The sequence below is a fragment of the Legionella birminghamensis genome, from assembly GCF_900452515.1.
GTDB classification, from domain to species: Bacteria; Pseudomonadota; Gammaproteobacteria; order Legionellales; family Legionellaceae; genus Legionella_C; species Legionella_C birminghamensis.
On sequence record NZ_UGNW01000001.1, the window covers coordinates 2,078,482 to 2,096,064 of the forward strand.

Below are 17,583 nucleotides of genomic sequence, written 5' to 3' on the forward strand. Positions count from 1 at the left end.
TTTTTTCTATAAATATTCAGTAACACTTACCCCCCTAGGTAACGCTTCGGTATCAACTTTGATTGAATAATCATCAAATCGACGAGCGGGTTTATTATCATCAATCATTCGCATGACCTGAACGGTATCAAATAAAGTATGTGCTGGCGCATTACCCATGGGACTTTCATGTTTGAATACGACTAATTTACGGGCAGACATCTCCCCGCGCGCAGCAGAATGATCATGCTCATACATATTCAGAAGGGCTTGCCACAGCAGCTGTAAATCCTCTTCTGTAAATCCTGTCCGCTCAGCCAGTTTTGCAGAAATAAAACCATGCATTCTGTATAAGCCATAAGGTATAATATGCTTTCGGCCCATCGTTCTCTCTTTTTCCAAATCCTTTTCATTAGTAACTGCCATTCGGGTAATGGAAATCTCCATCGGGATGACCGGATCGATCGAACGGGCAAAGGTAAACTGCACCGGGCCACGGACCTGACCCGCATTGACCTCAGTAGTCATCACTGCCCCAAATGCACGGACATCAAAAAAATTTCGGCACATCCACTCTGTTAATTCATGGGCTTTGGCTTCGTCTTTGGGTAACTTTTTGGCCTCAGGCTGGATACTCAATGCTTCATAGGCTTTTTTATGTTGGTTGTTTAATACCGATTTTTCCTGCATATAGATGGCATAGCCGGGCTGCCCTTCTTTTTCCCAGCTGACATAGTTCCTTACTTTTCGCTTATTACACACATCCGTTGCAATACCCAGATTGGTTTCAGGATCTAGACGAGGTAGATTGCCAGCATCAGGATCTCCATTTGGATTTCCATTCGTAACATCATAAAGATAAACGAACTCATATCGATTCATTATGGCAGTCATTCTGTAGCTCCTTCTGCATTAGGCAATTCCTGTTGTTTAAAACGGGCGTTACGCTGGTGGTAATAACCAATGGCAAAATGTCCCTGGGTTTCCATATTCAAATTCTTTGGAAAAGCCGGTTCCAGCTTGTCTACAATTTCCTGAATAGTATGTTCTATTTTCCAGGCAATTGATTTTTCCCTGGATCCGCCTTTGCGTAATTTCGACAGATGATGCTGCGTATTACGGAGTAAGACTGGATAGATACTTGCCGGAGTGGCAGAGGCTGCCCCATAGTAGCGATCACAAATAGTGGCATTGACCTGTGTTCCCAAAGCAGCTGTTTGTGCATTTTCCAATTCAGCAAACAATCTCCCCAGCAAGTAGCCGGGATCAACATTATCCGTATCTAGACTCATTGGTATCTCCTGTTGAACTCCCTTAACCCCTAAACGCCTGTCGCGTGTCAAAACGGCTTTACACAGCGCAACGCGTAGCGATGAAATATGGCCGTCAGCTCGCATACGCATAATTACATTCGCAAGCAAAGTATGAGGATACCTTGATCCAGTTAGAATGGAGCGAGTCATTTCGCCACTTAAAAGAGGTTGGATATCATCAAACTTGGGTTTGCTGTCTTTCCTGTGTGGAACAGTTTCCAGCAAAAGCCTGGCTATCCCCGGTGCATGCTGCCAAGGTGACGGCTCGAGCCACAAATCGTAATAATGCGTAGCCAAACGCCTGGCAAACATTTCCAAACTGCCTGTTTCCCAAAATCGGATTGATAACCTGGAGTTATTTGGCGATAACCCTAGTATATAAAGCAGGGTATTCTCATCTAAATTTGGATTCAGATCACATAAGGGCAATCCCTTAGCAATTACTTCTAATGCTGACCGCAACCTGCCAGTTTCAGAATCATCCGTTGGCGGGGACATTAAATTCGCAAATAGCGATTCTGCCTGGATAATTTTTTCCTTCGAATCGGCCTGCGCCCAGAAAACAATCGTACAGGAGCTGCCGATCTGAATTCTTTTGCCGCTCTCACGTCGAAGTAAATCATTTAGTGCGGTTGTGTAAGCAAAAGCGGCTTCTTCAGAGACAGGTGCATTATCCCCTTGCAATTTGCCATAAGAGGTGAAGGCTTTCAAATTGAAGGAAACAATTGATGCACCTGAGGTTTGTGCATTATCCACGCCTTTAATATAGGGGTGTAATCGCGCTATGGAGGCAATTCGATTACTCACAAGACATTTCCCTCGAGCCTCGACGCCTTCTTCAGAACGGCTTAATATTGCTGATGCTGCCGGCCTTGAATGAATGTATTGATACTCCCCTTGTAATCGGAACACCATATTGCTATCCAGCATTTCCTCTTTGAATTTGCCCGATGTATAAAACTGTGAAGGAGTCCATTGATGTAAGAATTTTAATACGGCTAGCAGTCCCACATCTGTTTCTTTTTCAAACAGTCCCTCATGAAAGTCAATAAATGCTTGATGCTCCAGAACAGCGCGGTTTTTTATTTTAGCGCTCACACCGAGCACAAAAGAGGTTTTATCCCATAAAAAACAAGGTTTGATACCGGAAGTTCTTTTTTCAGGCTGAGGAACACAAAGCAGTTTAGGTACAGGCTTTTTGCCAGAAATATCCCGAATATCCTCTACATCTAGTAGCTCCCCTTCAGAAGAAATAACCAGAGCATAGCTTATTTTTTCTTTACTAAACCCATAAGCCGCGATGTCCGAGTTTTCTTTCTCAATCATCCTTTGGTAATAATTACACAAAGCCGTTAAAATCATGATTTCACCTCCTGTAGAGGTGGAATCTCAATGATTCCATCGCGCATTCTGGCGCGGAAAAAAAGCGGCGTAACCCCTTTTTCAAAATCAAGATCATAGAGCATATAACCCAGATCACGCTCCCCTTTTAATGATTCATGAATTTTAACCTTCACTTCATCTTTCTCTATAAGCTGGAAAAATGCAGGGAATTCCCGCACGCCAAGATAGGGTTGATGGAAAAATTGCCCCCGGCTGGCCCTTCGCTGAAAAATGTCTATATGCTTGCCTTCTGTATCATCCATTCCCGCTTTTTCTGTTAGTTCAAAATGTGCCTCAATCAGGTAGCTCACTTTACGTAAAATGGTAGAGGCTCTTTGTTGGCGCTCATCCTCTACATAACAGGCCAAACCTGCTGTAGAGTTCGCTTTGATAGCTTTGTTGATGGTACCCGCCGCTATTTTGCTGCCGACCTCGTTGCGGCGTATGGATTCGAATTGAATAGGATTAAGGACATGAATGCGGTCAATCATCCAGCGAATAGCAGGCTTCCAGTGAATTGCCTCAAGGATCCCTCGTGCGGCAGAAGGGGTAATAACATCATAACTCACTCTTTCCACTTTCATTTCAGGGCGAGTAAAGCAAGCATGCTCCCCCCAAACCATTAAACGAATGCCCCATGCCATTCTTGCTCTCCCAAGCGTTTTAACTTCCATGACCACTGTTAAAGATTAAATCACCATATTCTCTGCATTAATAAACAGTGGATTACTCCAGTTTAGACCAAAATTTGGGTTATATAGGTCAAGATTAATCAACTGCATAAATTGCTGATCATATTTTTCGGGGTTAACAGCTTGGACTGCGCCGGTTTGACGAAGTGCGGCTAAACCCTGCTCCGGAATTTGAACGATATACGGTTGAAGCTTGCGGCCAAAACCACGGCATCGCTCGCTATAATGCAGCTGTGTCAGAATCCCGTTCGCTTCCTCATCATAAGGAATAATGACTGGCTGCATTATTGTGTCAATGATACGAAACTCTTTTGCCAGAGTTTCAAATGGGAGGTTATCTAACTGCCCATCCTCAATGAGCTTAAGTAATCCTTCGCCCAATTCTTTATCGCCCTTTTGCCAATATAGTTCACGAAAATAACTTTCTAATGCCAGCAAAGACAAAGGATCACCGGGATACTTCCTGAACACACTGCGTGCAGCCTGTGCAAATTGTGCTATTTCCACAGGAATTGGCCAGCTGCTACCTGTAGAAAAAACAAGAACATGACTTTTTTCAGGCGCATAATTTCCTTCTCTATTACAACGACCGGCCGATTGAGCGATCGCATCGAGTCCTGCTTCTGCCCGAAGTACCAGCGGAAAGTCTACATCTACACCCGCTTCAATCAGTGAGGTAGATACTAACCGGCAAGGCTCACCAGCTTTGAGAAGTGCTCTGACCTTGGTCAGGACTTTAGCCCTGTGTTTTGCACACATTAATGTCGTCAGATGGCAAGCGCCTGGTAAATCCGCAATCCCTTCAAACAAAGCCCTTGCATGGCGTCGATTATTAACAATACACAGAATTTGCTTATGCGTTGCTAAATGATCCAGTAGTTCTTCGTCTGTTTGAGTGCCTATATGCTTTAATTGGACACGTTTGAGTTTTTCTTGCAATCTCATCGGTTCAGGAGCTAGCTCACGAACGTTTTGAAGCCCATGCCTGAATCCATCTTTATCCTGTAAAGCAGGTTGTGTTGCCGTGCACATTATCAGACTGCTGCGATAGTTAAGTGCCAATTCTTTAATCACTGCAACGCAGGGATGCAGCATTTTCAAGGGCAGCGTCTGCGCTTCATCCAAAATAACAATACTATTGCTAATGTTATGTAATTTACGGCATCGTGATGGTCTATCAGCAAACAAGCTTTCAAAGAATTGTACAGCGGTAGTAACAATGACTGGTGCATCCCAGTTTTCCATTGCGTAATTCAACTTTTCTCTTGCCTGAGGTTCTTTTAAAGGATTATCAATAAAACTGCTATGGTGCTCCAATACGGATGCCTCCCCCCACTCCCCCAATGCTTCACGAAATACCGCTGCATTTTGCTCAACGATACTGGTGTAAGGAATAACATAGATAATTCTTCTTAGACCATGTTGAATCGCATGATCTAATGCGAATGCCAGAGAAACCAAGGTTTTTCCGCCTCCTGTGGGTACATTCAGCGAAAATAGGCCGGGCGATAATGAAGCCTGTGTGCGTACATGAGAAAGAATATCTGCCCTTATGGTGTTTACAGGGCTATCTGCTTTGAAACGCTTTAAATGGTTATTTAACTGTTCCTGCAATAACCCCAGTGCAGGATACCCTCCCCGGCTAACTTGTTTCTCATTAATTTTGCAGTAAAAGTGCTCTGTATCTATAAAATCGGCATCTACCAGGCAGGAAAAAAGCATTCTGGCGAATAGGGAAAATTGAAAGAACTGTCGTCCTTGCATCGGCTTAAACTGGTCTGGGGGTTTAATCTGTGATGGGGATGGAAGAGTTATCTCATTTTTCCATGCATCTAGTAACACAGGCAGGATTGGATATTCTTTTTTGAGCCGTTCCTTGAGACTTGTACGCTCCCTTGCATCTCTCCCATTAGCCAGTCCCGCATGATGCCCGGCTATGCCATAAGCCAACAGCTTTCCTAAATTGCCATACTTCTCAACGGCAATTTTGGCACCCCATGTAGCATGATCTACTCTGGGAGAGTCACCGCATAATCGCTGCTGAAACTCCGCTGTATATTTTCCCAGGTCATGCAGTAAACCCGCTACTTCAGCCAACTCACTGGCGTGAAAATGGGATGCATTTTCAGCTGCAATCTTTCCAACAGAAATTAAATGATCACTTAATAATTGCCAATCGCTTTTGTCTGCTCTAAGCGTCGAATGCGCATAAAATTCGCTAATATTTTTTTCCATGATCAGCTTCTGGCAAGCTCAATCAGGAAGCCGGTTGTTGCTTCAACGGTGCAATCGCTGGCGGTGCTTTCATGTCGCAGGTACAGGCTCCTGTGGCTGTGGGTGGCAGTGGGACTTCTGCGAAATCTTTTGAATAGCAGATAGACACATCCCAGGCGGATTGACCTGCGGTAGGGGTGGCTGGTAAGAACCAGAAGCGGAGTGCTTTGTACACTTTGCCTTCCTCCCCTTCCCAGATGGTGGGTGTGAAGGTGGCCTGGTACATGAAGACCTGCCCTGGCTGGCAGGTAAATTCTTGTCTTGCCCATTGCTGTCCTTTAGGAACGGTTACAGTCAGAATTTGCTGGTGGGTATTTGCATCCATGATAGCAACGTTCACATCGTAATTGGTCCAGCAATTGTCTTTAACCAAAGTGGCAAAACAGGTAAATGCAAAGGAATAGCTATAAACCATCAACCCAGTCAGAATTGAGAATAAGCGAATCATGTTAAATTTCCCTTTATCTTCCGATGCTATAAGTTTAGACCTAAAAATAAATTATGGATTGAAATAGCATAAATGATAAATGTGCAATCAGTGGTCCATTATTTGATTAAATATTAAACAGATTATATAATGAAAATGGCCTGATGACGTTACGAGGTAATTACCATGGCGAACAAAGATCGAAAGAGTGGGAGCAAAAAAATTTCTGATGAAAATTTAGAAAATATATCAGGTGGAGGATATACTCCAGGTCAACCTGTTAATCTTATTATAAATGAAGACATGGGCCCGACATTCAAACCGGCACCATCTCCTGGATACAGGGGGGGCAAGGGCAAGAAGAAAAAAAGATCTTAATCCCATTGCTATAAGTCTAGAATTAGTTCACGCCGCTTTTAGATGCATTTAGGCTTGATCTTTTATTAGGAAAACGCTATTCTTCCGCGCTTGGAGAGATGGCCGAGCGGTCGAAGGCGCACGCCTGGAAAGTGTGTATACGGCAACGTATCGAGGGTTCGAATCCCTCTCTCTCCGAAAATCCTCCCTTCCTTTATCCACCGATTAAATCTATAATTTTTCAAATACCCGTATAAGAATTCATTGTATCTTAATGCCTATTCGTTTTGACAACAGTTTTGCCAGACTTAACTCCCCTTTTTATAGCCGATTGGATCCCACGCCGGTAAGGCAACCCGAACTGGTTATTTTTAATAATGCTTTGGCTGAGCAGCTTGGACTGGATGGCATCCCCTCTGAAAAACTACCCCTTTATTTTTCCGGTAATGAGAAACTGCCAGGCAGTGAACCGATTGCAACTGTATATTCAGGTCATCAATTTGGCTATTATGTGCCGCAGCTGGGTGATGGACGCGCGCATCTTTTGGGAGAAATACTGGATGTGCAGGGCAGGCGCTGGGATTTACAGCTTAAAGGATCGGGACAAACCCCCTATTCCCGCATGGGCGATGGGCGGGCAGTACTGCAATCCACTATCAGAGAATACCTGTGCTCGGAAGCAATGCATGCATTAGGCATTCCCACAACGCGTGCGCTTTGTATTACTGCGACGAATGAGCCGGTTTATCGATATACTGCGGAACCTGGCGCCATACTCACCCGGGTATCGGAGTCGCTTATCCGTTTTGGGCATTTCGAGTATTTTTATTACACCCGTCAGCATGACGCTTTGAAGCAATTGGCTGATTACGTACTGGATAGACATTATCCCGAGATGTCAAAAGATCAATCCGGTTATGAGGAATTATTTCGTCAGGCGGTAATAAAGACGGCAGGCCTGATTGCGATGTGGCAAAGCCAGGGCTTTTGTCATGGGGTTATGAATACGGATAATATGTCAATTATTGGATTAACGATTGACTACGGCCCTTTTGGTTTTCTTGATCATTTTGATTTTAACCATATTTGTAACAGCTCTGATGAATCGGGTCGTTACGCCTATAATCGGCAACCGGCGATTGCCTTCTGGAATCTGCAGGCACTTGCCCAGGCGCTGACGCCGCTTATCCCAGTGAATCAATTACAGAATTCACTGGCCGAATTTGAGCCAGTATTTCAAACTTGCTATTTATTGCAAATGCGCAATAAATTAGGACTCTTTCTGGAAGAAAAAGACGATTATCTCTTAATTAATCAATTACTCTCATTTCTTCATAATCAATCAGTCGATTACAGCTTATTTTTCCGATGGCTTTCGGATTATGATTCTGCCAAAAAACAATCCACGGCCAGCGGCAAAGAATTTGACGACTGGATGCAAGAATATCAACAGCGTCTTCTCATCGAAACCACGACTAAAGAAGAACGTGAAATTCGTATGAAACTCGCAAATCCAATCTACATATTACGGAATTATTTAGCCACGCAAGCGATTGACGAAGCGTATGAACAGGGTAATTATTCGGAAATTGAGCGCTTATTCAAACTTTTGCAATGCCCTTATGAAGAACAATGGGGCAATGCTCATTACTCAAGTTTGCCTCCTGACTGGTCAAAAAAGATTTGTGTTAGCTGCTCTTCTTAATTTTTTCTTAATCTTTCCTTAATATAATCTGCAGAATTTTATTTCAAGCAATTTGGGACTATATTTAGTGATACAGTTCCTGCTGTTCTGTAGGTTTAAAATGCATTGTTCATCCTCTGAGCGTTATCCAAACCCTGCAGGCTGTCTATTTTTCTTTTTTTATCCCCATTTAGAAGTCATTTTTCAGGAGAAGTAAATGCCTGCGCAAACGTATATCATCCACTCAGTTAATGAATTATTGAAGAAAAAAGGATTTCAACTCGAGTTGAATACAGGCGGTGTGTGCGGGGGATTGGCGTGCATCTATGTGAAATATTTTCTCGAAGGCCGGGAAAAGGAATTTTTCGAGATGGAACGCAAACTTGCGAACCCTCCGAAAAATTATAGCCTTGGTGATGATCCCGCTTTTGATCAATTCATTCACGATGTCGAAATTTCATTTAACAGCCAGGTTTATCATGAAGGCACCTATCAGGGTGATCTGGATAAGATTCTCAAATTTGATGGTAAACCCGTAAACAATGAATACAACATTGGCCTTATGGATTCAACAGCCAAATGGGGAGAACTTTTAGCTTCGATCAAGAATGAAGGACGCGCCTGTTATGTAGCATCCAATAATCATGCCATTGCAGTTTCATTTTCGAATAATCAATATGTCATTTACGATCCAAACTACAATCTGGATAGCGAGAACGATCCAAGAAACAATACTAAAGTTTTCACTAGCGCAGCAGCGGCGATCAAGGAAATCGAAGAACGGTTTGGCGTTTGTAATGATCCCGGTCTTTACAAAGATAATTTAGGGATCTCAGTCAGAGTTTTTGCTCATCCTAATGAAACAAGACCTGGCGTATATCCTGTTAAAGCAGATCTGCACAGAAGGCATTTTCCCAACACGGCCGCCTATACCCGCAAAATTACGACTTCCAAAGGCTATGTCTATGACGCCTTAAAATGCGCGATTCGGGCTAACGACACCGAAACCATTGAACATTTAGTTCAAACTATGCCCTTGGAAAGCGAACACTGTTCAAATGCGGTACACCATAACCGCTTTGAACTGGCGATGGATATCTTCAAACGTTTATCCCCTAACCAGGCGGTCGTTAGTCTTTTTTATACAGCAAGATACAGTAAAGCCAGCTTTCTGGAACCAATGCTGAAGTATTACTTCGACACCCATTTAAACACCGCAAGTACTGCCCTAAAGGTCAACTATGCCAATGACCTCCTCAGGGATGTCATTGCAGGGCAAGACAATAAAAACATTGAAGTTTTAGCCAGGTTTATCCGTGAGCGTTCAATTACCGTTAGAAATAACTCACTTATTGCCGACACCATTATCTCTGCATCCAGAGAGAAGATAATAAAAGATAAATCAGGTTTCCTGGAAAGTTTAGTTACGCATTTCCCCGATTTACTGACTGAAAAGGTCATTATTGATTTATTGAAGAGTGCCGCAGCTAACAACAGTCGTAAATCGTTAAAAATACTCCTGGGACAGGTCAATAAATTAAGTGATACAAGTAAAACCGCAATCCTTAACAGGACTTTACTATCTACTATCACTGGCGATAATCTGAAATTAATAGTCGATGCCGGCATTCCAGTCTCAGAGTCCTTGCTTGCGACCGCTTTGGATAGAAAAGAACCGGAGATTTTTTCAATTTACGTTGGTGCATTAAAGGAAGATAATCCCTGGAATAACTTTCTGAAACAGGCAATAAAACCTGATTTTCCTGCAAACACCCTATTACCACTCCCCCTTTTCGATGCCAGCAAACCATTTACAACCTTTAAAGTTTTAACGCGTTTTCATCATAATGCAGCCATACTTGCTAATTGGCCTAGAAAGTTGCCATCGCAGGCAATTAGAAAGGAAGCATTACTCTGGGCTGTTAAAACGGGTAACGTTGCAATGGTCGAAAAATTAAAAGGGCCAGGAATCCAGTTAGAAACCGCTCAGCTACTACGTAGGATTGCCGAATATCCGAATCGCACAGATGATATGTACAAGTTTCTGCTTAGGCAATTACAAGAATTATTTCCTGACGAGGCAAAAAAGAAGGAGCAAATGCTTAATGCAGCCGCGGATATCCGCCGCGCCTCTTTCAATAAAGATCCCAATTTATTAAAACAAGTCGCTGCCCTATTCCGTGACGTCAGCATTATTTCTCCGCAATCACTCTCGGCAGAAACACAATCCTTATTTAATCAGAGCCAGCTTTTACCCGCCTTAAATCCAGAAATGGACCGCATGCAATATGTCGACCAGGATGAACAGAACGCACTTCAGGAGGCCCTCAGGGCAAAGAAGTATCCGGCAGAACAATATGCTTACCAATGGGCCATCTTACATAAGGAATTTGAGTTTGCTGATGCACTCTCTTACTGTTTCAATCCTGACAATCCTGATTTTGCTTACAATTTATTTCTGACGGTCAATAGAAAAGGCGATGAGGAGAGCCTTAATTATCTCTTAAATACCCAGACAAAACTGCTGGCCGACGTCAAGACCTATCAAAAATTGGAGAAAGATGGGCAATACTCATTAATCACCAAACTGATCAAAGCAGGGAAATTACTCGATGATTCCTATCGTTTGCAGCTACTCAATAAAGCGGTTGAACGCCAGGATAGTAATCTGATTGAAGCCTTAAAGCCATTTATCAATCGAGGTTATTCAACCAATGCAATGCCCATTTACATAGCCTTAACCAAACATAACAGCAAAGGCGCCGTTATGCTACTTAAACAAGGCGCACTTCTTAAAGGGATCCCTCCTTCAGACGTTTTAGATGCAATTATCAGATCAAATGATATCCATCTGCTTCATCAGGCATTTGCAGACTCCCATTTTAGAAGCGGCTTCCTTGATAAAAGCAATCTGATGGGATATTTAGAAACAATTCATCAAAAAGCAAGCCCTGCATTATTAAAAGAATTCAAAAACCTGTTTCCCCAACTTAATTTTGATAACCTGAAAGATCACGGAAAAGCATTTGATTTTTCCGCTTTTGGTGAAGTAAATAATATCAATGAATTATTTGCTGAGGCATGTAAGCAGCGCTGTCTCACAATTGTTAATACACTTCTTGAAACCTATAAACCTGATATAAAAGATGAGAAAGAAAAAGCGGCGCTTTTTGCCAATCTGGATCTACTGTTTGACTCCCCTATTAAGTCAACCGCAGTGAGAGGCGGTCTGAACCCGCAAATGATTAATGAGCGCAGAAAAGCAAGAGAAGCAGCAGCTTCTGTTAATAACCCTCCTCTCCAGCAGCAGAAAGGGTTTCAACGCCGATCCTTATCTCAACAGCAAAGAATCTCACCTCAACCAGTCCAGAGGCCACTGCCACAGGCACCAGTAAAAAAGGCAGATGAATCGCAAGTAAATGAGGATATGGTAAAACACCATTGGCGAACAGTTTTCGATTCCTTATACCAGCAGAAACTGGCTCGCTTATATTCCTTTATCAAGGAAACAAGCTATGCGCCTTTTGAGGATAGCCATCGCGATATTGGCAAGATGATCCTGAACTTAAGAACCAGTCAGAGGAATCTTCGCGAACTGGTTGATTCGGGTAAAAATCCCGAGCGGCCACGAGCCTCAAAAAGCAGTCTGCTGGAAAATAAATTAATTCTGCGTGCACTTGATGAGGATGACCAGGAAAAATTACTGGCTTTAATGCAGCAAATTAAGCCAGAAAAAGCCGAGGTGTTAGACAATAATTCTGCGACTTCCACTTTGACCGCTGAAATAATGGGTTTATTTAAGAAATATGCCAAAGCCGGTCAAACACAGGTCATTGCCAACCTATTCCATTTTTATGAGGCCAATAGCGTCATTAAAATAGCCTTGGAAAAAGCGAAACAAGGCAAAGACGAGTGGGAAACTTTAGTGGGGCTATTGCAAAGCTGTTCCTACGCTCAACTGGAAAAAGAATTAAAGATAGAACTCAACCAGTACCGAGATCAGCTATTTAGCGGCTTCAAAGCAAGTCCCAGAGACATCCGTCCTGAACTGGCGCATCTTTTGGACAAAAAGAATGATTCGGCTCTCGCCTCCATTTTGCGAACCCGGCGCGAAGACATGAATGTGTTGTTGGAAAATATCCAGGGCAAGATGGTTGAAGCCGATACGGCAGTAGATGGGAAAGCAAAGGTATCCCGTATTATTCTGGGATTGAATGAGTTTAAGGCAGCCATTGACTCTTTTCAAATTCGTTATAATAAATTTTTAGAAACCCTGTCGACCAACTCCTTTTCCCGAAAAGAAGCTTCTGCCGAATTAGCGGAGCTCAAGACAATATTCGAAAGGGATCAACTTGCCAGTTACTATATTACAGATGGCGCCCTTCTGGATTATCTTTTCGCACATCCAAACGATCTGGGTGTCAAACAACGAATTGATAGAATGTCTCAAACATTTGTGAGCTATCTGGAGGGTTTCCAAAAACAAGGTTTTAATGCTGAAACTGCTTTGCAGCAATTAGAGGGGATCAACCAGGCATTTAAAATTGAGGGATTTATCCCGGCTTATTTTGCCGAAGAAAAATGGATTGAAAGCCTATTTGGAAAACTTGACGCATACAAGCAAAATAAAATTACAAAACCAGCCATTCTGGATTTCCTGACCGATCTTTATAAAGTGATCAGCGTAGAGTTTTCTGCCAATCAAGAGGCTCAGGAAACACTTCAAGGCAAAGACGCACAGGCTGAGCAGCAGAAACTGCAGGCTGAAGAAGATGCTCGACTCGCTAGCGAGCGTGCTCTAAAAAATGAGCAGGCAGAGAAAGAGCGACTGGCTCAAGAACAGAAAGCACTTGAAGAACAGGAACGCCTGCAACACGAAACCCAGCAGCGTGAAGAGCAGGAACGCCAGCAGCGCGAAACTCAAGAGCGTGAAGAGCGTGAACGCCTGCAACGCGAAACCCAGCAGCGTGAAGAACAGGAACGCCAACAGCGCGAAACTCAAGAGCGTGAAGAGCGTGAACGCCTGCAACGCGAAACCCAGCAGCGTGAAGAGCGTGAACGCCTGCAACGTGAAACCCAGCAGCGTGAAGAGCAGGAACGCCTGCAACGCGAAACCCAGCAGCGTGAAGAGCGTGAACGCCTGCAACGTGAAACCCAGCAGCGTGAAGAGCAGGAACGCCTGCAACGCGAAACCCAGCAGCGTGAAGAGCGTGAACGCCTGCAACGCGAAACCCAGCAGCGTGAAGAGCGTGAACGCCTGCAACGTGAAACCCAGCAGCGTGAAGAGCAGGAACGCCTGCAACGCGAAACCCAGCAGCGTGAAGAGCGTGAACGCCTGCAACGTGAAACCCAGCAGCGTGAAGAACAGGAACGCCTGCAACGCGAAACCCAGCAGCGTGAAGAACAGGAACGCCAACAGCGCGAAACTCAAGAGCGTGAAGAGCGTGAACGCCTGCAACGCGAAACCCAGCAGCGTGAAGAGCAGGAACGCCAGCAGCGCGAAACCCAGGAGCGTGAAGAGCATGAACGCCAGCAGCGCGAAACCCAGGAGCGTGAAGAGCGTGAACGCCTGCAACGCGAAACCCAGCAGCGTGAAGAGCGTGAACGCCTGCAACGTGAAACCCAGGAGCGTGAAAAGCGTGAACGCCTGCAACGTGAAACCCAGCAGCGTGAAGAGCAGGAACGCCAGCAGCGCGAAACTCAAGAGCGTGAAGAGCGTGAACGCCAGCAGCGCGAAACTCAAGAGCGTGAAGAGCGTGAACGTCTGCAACGCGAAATTGAAGAGCGTGAAGAACAGGAAAAAGAAAACGGTCCATTGATGACAGATGCAACTGATAATCATCCATTAAAGCAAACAAATAATAATGATCAGGAACCTGCCTCACTCTCTGCTGTGCGCCTACTTAAGAATGCAGCTAGAGCATACCATAACGAAAGACAAGGCAAGGGAAAAACGCTTCACTGGATTTCCTGGGGGCAGTTTACGGAAAATGATAAATTAACTGCTGCCAAACATTTTATTCATGCATTAACAAAAACAAATGGCTTTATTACTGCCGATGATCGGGAGGCACTTAAGAATGGCCGTTTGTTTACGAAATTGGATACGGTGTTCCAGGCGCAGCGTGAAAAACTGTCCAAAGAATTAGGCTTAACTGAGAACTTAACCTCACTCGATGAGTTATTTAATACCCTGAACAAGCGTGATCCTGTTGAAACCTTAAAGCACATTCTGACTTCATACCAGAAAGAGCGTAGTGAAGGAAAGGACTATTACCATAGATTTTTTCCTCAATACAGTAAAGATCAGAAACTAGCGAGTGTGCATAATTTCCTTAATACAATAGACACTAACGCGGAGTTATCAGCACCTGATTTGGCTATACTCAAGCAAGGCAGCCTTGGAAAGCGCTTACAGGACTTTGTTAAGGAAGCCGGTCCTTCCTTGGCTGCAGAGTTGGGCAGGACAACAGCTATTAAATCGGTAGATGATCTGGTAAGCGCTTTTTATCCTAAACCTGCGCAGCAGGCGACATTGTAATTCCTCTGTGAGATTGGGTCCCGAGTTAGGAGGCCCATAGGTATTCTACTACACACCGCCACCACGCCCTGCGGCTTGTCCGCAGGGTCCAGTGTTTTCTATGAGTTTTCTGGATCCCTCGGACAAGCCGAGGGAAGTAGAAGCCAGGTGCAGATTGTGTTTTCAGAGATGTGTATTTACCGATGGCCCCGCGATGAAAGACCTGGCTCCAGCGCTTATTGCGACCGGTTTAACCTCACATGCTAGCTTCAAGAATCCTGAAGTTGAGAAAATTCTTCAGGAAATTATGGCTTCAAAAAAAGACATCTAAGCATCTGAAATTATTCTCAATATCTCAGTTTAAAATTGTATGTTTTAGCCTTGAAAAAGCTTTTGACAAATAAAGAGAAAAATAACACTTGCCTTCTCTTTATTTTTCTTATAAAAATCTCTTTCCTGTGCTATTTTATTTAAAAAAAAGTAGACAATGTACAGCTTTCTTGTACAATCCGTTAATTTTTTAATATTCGAGAGATCATACAGTCAGTGACTAATGAGATTAAAAAACAAGATGCGCCAATGAACGATGGCGGATATAAACGCGGCTTGAAAGACAGGCATGTTCAATTAATTGCTCTTGGCGGCATTATTGGCTCTGGTTATTTTCTAGGCACTGGCGCAGTCGTTAACCAGGTTGGTCCCTCGGTCTTCATCGCTTACATATTAGGCGGCCTGATAATTTATCTAACCATGCTTTGTATGGGCGAACTTGCTGTCGCAATTCCCATTTCAGGCTCTTTCATCACTTATACCGCTGACTTTATTTCCCCCTCGATAGCTTGCGGCGTGGGCTGGTCTTATTGGATAAGCTGGGTGGCCTATATTCCCGCGGAATGCATTGCGGGAGGGATTATTATGCAGCATTTTACCGGAATTAATGGCTATATCTGGGCTGTTTGTTTCGGTTTGATTATTACTTACATTAATATTGCCAAAGTAGGTACTTTTGGAGAAATTGAATTCTGGCTTGCCCTGATTAAGATTTTAGCCTTAATGGGATTTGTTATTCTCGCCCTCCTGATATTTTTCGGATTGATCCACGGCCCTCAGCCAGCAGGTATTATAGGTGGACGGTTTATATTTGATGAAGGGGGATTGTTCCCTAATGGGGGAATGGCGCTTTTGACCGCAATGGTACTCCTTTTAGTGAATTATCAGGGTTCGGAAATTATCGGTTTGGCTGCCGGTGAGTCAGTTAACCCAGCACGTATGATTCCGCGGGCTATTCGAAATGTAACCTTCCGCATTCTCTTTATTTATATTATTCCCGTTTTCTGCCTGGTTTTAATTTTCCCCTGGCAAAAGGCCGGTTTGAGTAACTCCGTCTTTGCGGATGCCCTAAACTTTTATGGTTTGCACTGGGCAGGAGCTGCAACGAGTTTTGTCACATTGACTGCCACACTTTCATGCTCCAATTCGGGAGTCTATGGCATCGTGCGCTCATTGAATGCGCTGGCAAGAAACGGCATGGCTCCCCATCGCCTCAGCAAGTTAAACCGCAACGCGGTGCCGCAAAATGCCGGAATTGTAACACTCGCCGCCATATGGCTTTTGCTGGCTGCTGGTTATTTCTTCGGCCAGTCCATGTTGTACATTGCTTTATTGCTGGTTTCAGGCTTTACCGGTGCGCTGGCATGGATTTCTTTATGTTGGGCGCAGATCAATTTCAGGAGAAGGCTGTATCAGGCGGGTTATACCACAAACGATTTGGGTTACAAAACACCCGGCTCTCCTTATACCGGCATTGCAGCAATTATCCTGATGGCGGCTTGCCTGATCTTTTTGCTGCTTAATAAAGATCCTACTTATAAAATTGCCTTTGCCATGGGCTTTGTCAGCTTTGTAGCCCCTATTCTAATTTATAAGCTAGGCGGCTTTTATAAGAAGCGCCATATTGCAATGGCCGTGAATAACCATCTGCAATTTAAAGATATCTTTCCGGATCGGCAATAAAGCCGGTCCATGTTCGCATAATGCTTAGGACTCCACGCGGCTCCCAAATCCCGGCTTCCACCGTCCCGAATCCCCGCGGCTGCGACCACCGAATCCCCGCGGCAACGACCGCGGGGCCCACACGAAGCCTATTTAGAATATCGGTTTTGCTAATTGAATGATAATGTTCCTAACTGCTTTTAATTGCTATTTTCGGCAACTTTGGATTCATCTGAGGAGCATTTTCGACTACCAGACATGGGCCCCGCGGTCGCAGCCGCGGGGATTCGGATAGTCGCAGCCGCGGGGATTCGGGCGGGCAAAGCACCGGTTAGAATTGATTTATTTTTTAGCCTACCCGATAAATTTGCCCCGTTTGCAGACCTTCAACACTTTTACTGTAAGCAAGGGCAGCCTCAGCGCTGCTAACGGATTTATATCCGCGGAAGAAAGGACCATAAGCATCCATTGATTCGGTAATCACCGTTGGACTGACACAATTAATCCGTATGCAATTCGGCATCTCAATGGCCGCTGCAATCGTGAACGATTCCAAGGCACCATTCACCATGGAGGCTGAGCTGCCATAGCGTATCGGATCCTGACTTAAAATACCGCTGGTCAGCGTGAACGAACCCTGCTCATTCAAATGGTTCCTGCCAATCAGGACGGTGTTGACCTGGCCCATTAACTTACTGCGAAGGCCTATTTCATACTCTTTGTCGCTCATCTCCGCAAAATCGCCGAAATGGACATTTCCGGTGGTCAAGACCACAGCATCAATTTTATTAATCTTCCTGAACAAAGCGATGATTGACTCTTTGTCAGTAATATCGACCCTTATGTCGCCACTGGAATAGTTAGCCTGAATGATCTCATGACGAATGGATAATTCTTCGACCACCGCCCTTCCCAACACGCCTGATCCGCCGATAACTAAAACCCTTTTCATCGTTCTTCCT

General features: G+C 44.2%; 10 protein-coding genes and 1 tRNA gene. 5 read left to right on the forward strand and 6 right to left on the reverse strand.

The window, feature by feature from the left end; genetic code table 11:
• Positions 1-6 precede the first annotated feature (6 nt).
• Genes cas7c through DYH42_RS08870 form a run of 5 tightly spaced genes read right to left on the reverse strand, consistent with a single transcriptional unit; the run spans position 7 to position 6,089 of the window.
• A complete protein-coding gene (gene cas7c / locus DYH42_RS08850; RefSeq protein WP_058523911.1) occupies positions 7-873 on the reverse strand; it encodes a type I-C CRISPR-associated protein Cas7/Csd2 in 867 nt (288 codons plus the stop codon).
• Positions 870-2,654, reverse strand: a complete 1,785-nt coding sequence (cas8c, locus tag DYH42_RS08855) for a type I-C CRISPR-associated protein Cas8c/Csd1 (protein ID WP_058523910.1) — start codon at positions 2,652-2,654, stop codon at positions 870-872. The genes cas7c and cas8c overlap by 4 nt, the downstream gene beginning before the upstream one ends.
• The gene (gene cas5c / locus DYH42_RS08860; protein WP_237759026.1) at positions 2,651-3,349 is read right to left on the reverse strand and encodes a type I-C CRISPR-associated protein Cas5c; all 699 of its coding nucleotides are present in this window, start codon (positions 3,347-3,349) and stop codon (positions 2,651-2,653) included. The genes cas8c and cas5c overlap by 4 nt, the downstream gene beginning before the upstream one ends.
• Before the next feature lie 15 nt (positions 3,350-3,364).
• A complete protein-coding gene (locus DYH42_RS08865) occupies positions 3,365-5,602 on the reverse strand; it encodes a CRISPR-associated helicase/endonuclease Cas3 (RefSeq protein ID WP_058523908.1) in 2,238 nt (745 codons plus the stop codon).
• Between the two features lie 22 nt (positions 5,603-5,624).
• Positions 5,625-6,089, reverse strand: a complete 465-nt coding sequence (locus DYH42_RS08870; RefSeq protein ID WP_058523907.1) for a hypothetical protein — start codon at positions 6,087-6,089, stop codon at positions 5,625-5,627.
• Between the two features lie 165 nt (positions 6,090-6,254).
• On the opposite strand from DYH42_RS08870, the gene DYH42_RS08875 reads away from it, so the two are divergent.
• The 5 genes from DYH42_RS08875 (at position 6,255) to DYH42_RS08895 (ending at position 16,642) form a co-directional block, all read left to right on the forward strand.
• A complete protein-coding gene (locus tag DYH42_RS08875) occupies positions 6,255-6,446 on the forward strand; it encodes a hypothetical protein (protein ID WP_058523906.1) in 192 nt (63 codons plus the stop codon).
• Between the two features lie 92 nt (positions 6,447-6,538).
• Positions 6,539-6,623 (forward strand) — tRNA-Ser (locus tag DYH42_RS08880).
• A 76-nt stretch (positions 6,624-6,699) separates the two neighbouring features.
• On the forward strand, positions 6,700-8,130 hold the full coding sequence (locus tag DYH42_RS08885) for a protein adenylyltransferase SelO (protein WP_058523905.1): 1,431 nt from the start codon (positions 6,700-6,702) through the stop codon (positions 8,128-8,130).
• A 196-nt stretch (positions 8,131-8,326) separates the two neighbouring features.
• Positions 8,327-14,650 carry a coiled-coil domain-containing protein gene (locus DYH42_RS08890; RefSeq protein ID WP_115317031.1) on the forward strand — a complete coding sequence of 2,108 codons (6,324 nt, stop codon included), beginning with the start codon at positions 8,327-8,329 and terminating at the stop codon, positions 14,648-14,650.
• Positions 14,651-15,208: 558 nt separating this feature from the next.
• Positions 15,209-16,642, forward strand: coding sequence for an amino acid permease (locus tag DYH42_RS08895; RefSeq protein ID WP_058524990.1), 1,434 nt, complete (start codon positions 15,209-15,211; stop codon positions 16,640-16,642).
• 328 nt (positions 16,643-16,970) lie between these two features.
• On the opposite strand, the gene DYH42_RS08900 is transcribed toward DYH42_RS08895, so the two are convergent.
• On the reverse strand, positions 16,971-17,573 hold the full coding sequence (locus DYH42_RS08900; protein WP_058524991.1) for a short chain dehydrogenase: 603 nt from the start codon (positions 17,571-17,573) through the stop codon (positions 16,971-16,973).
• Between the last annotated feature and the right edge of the window lie 10 nt (positions 17,574-17,583).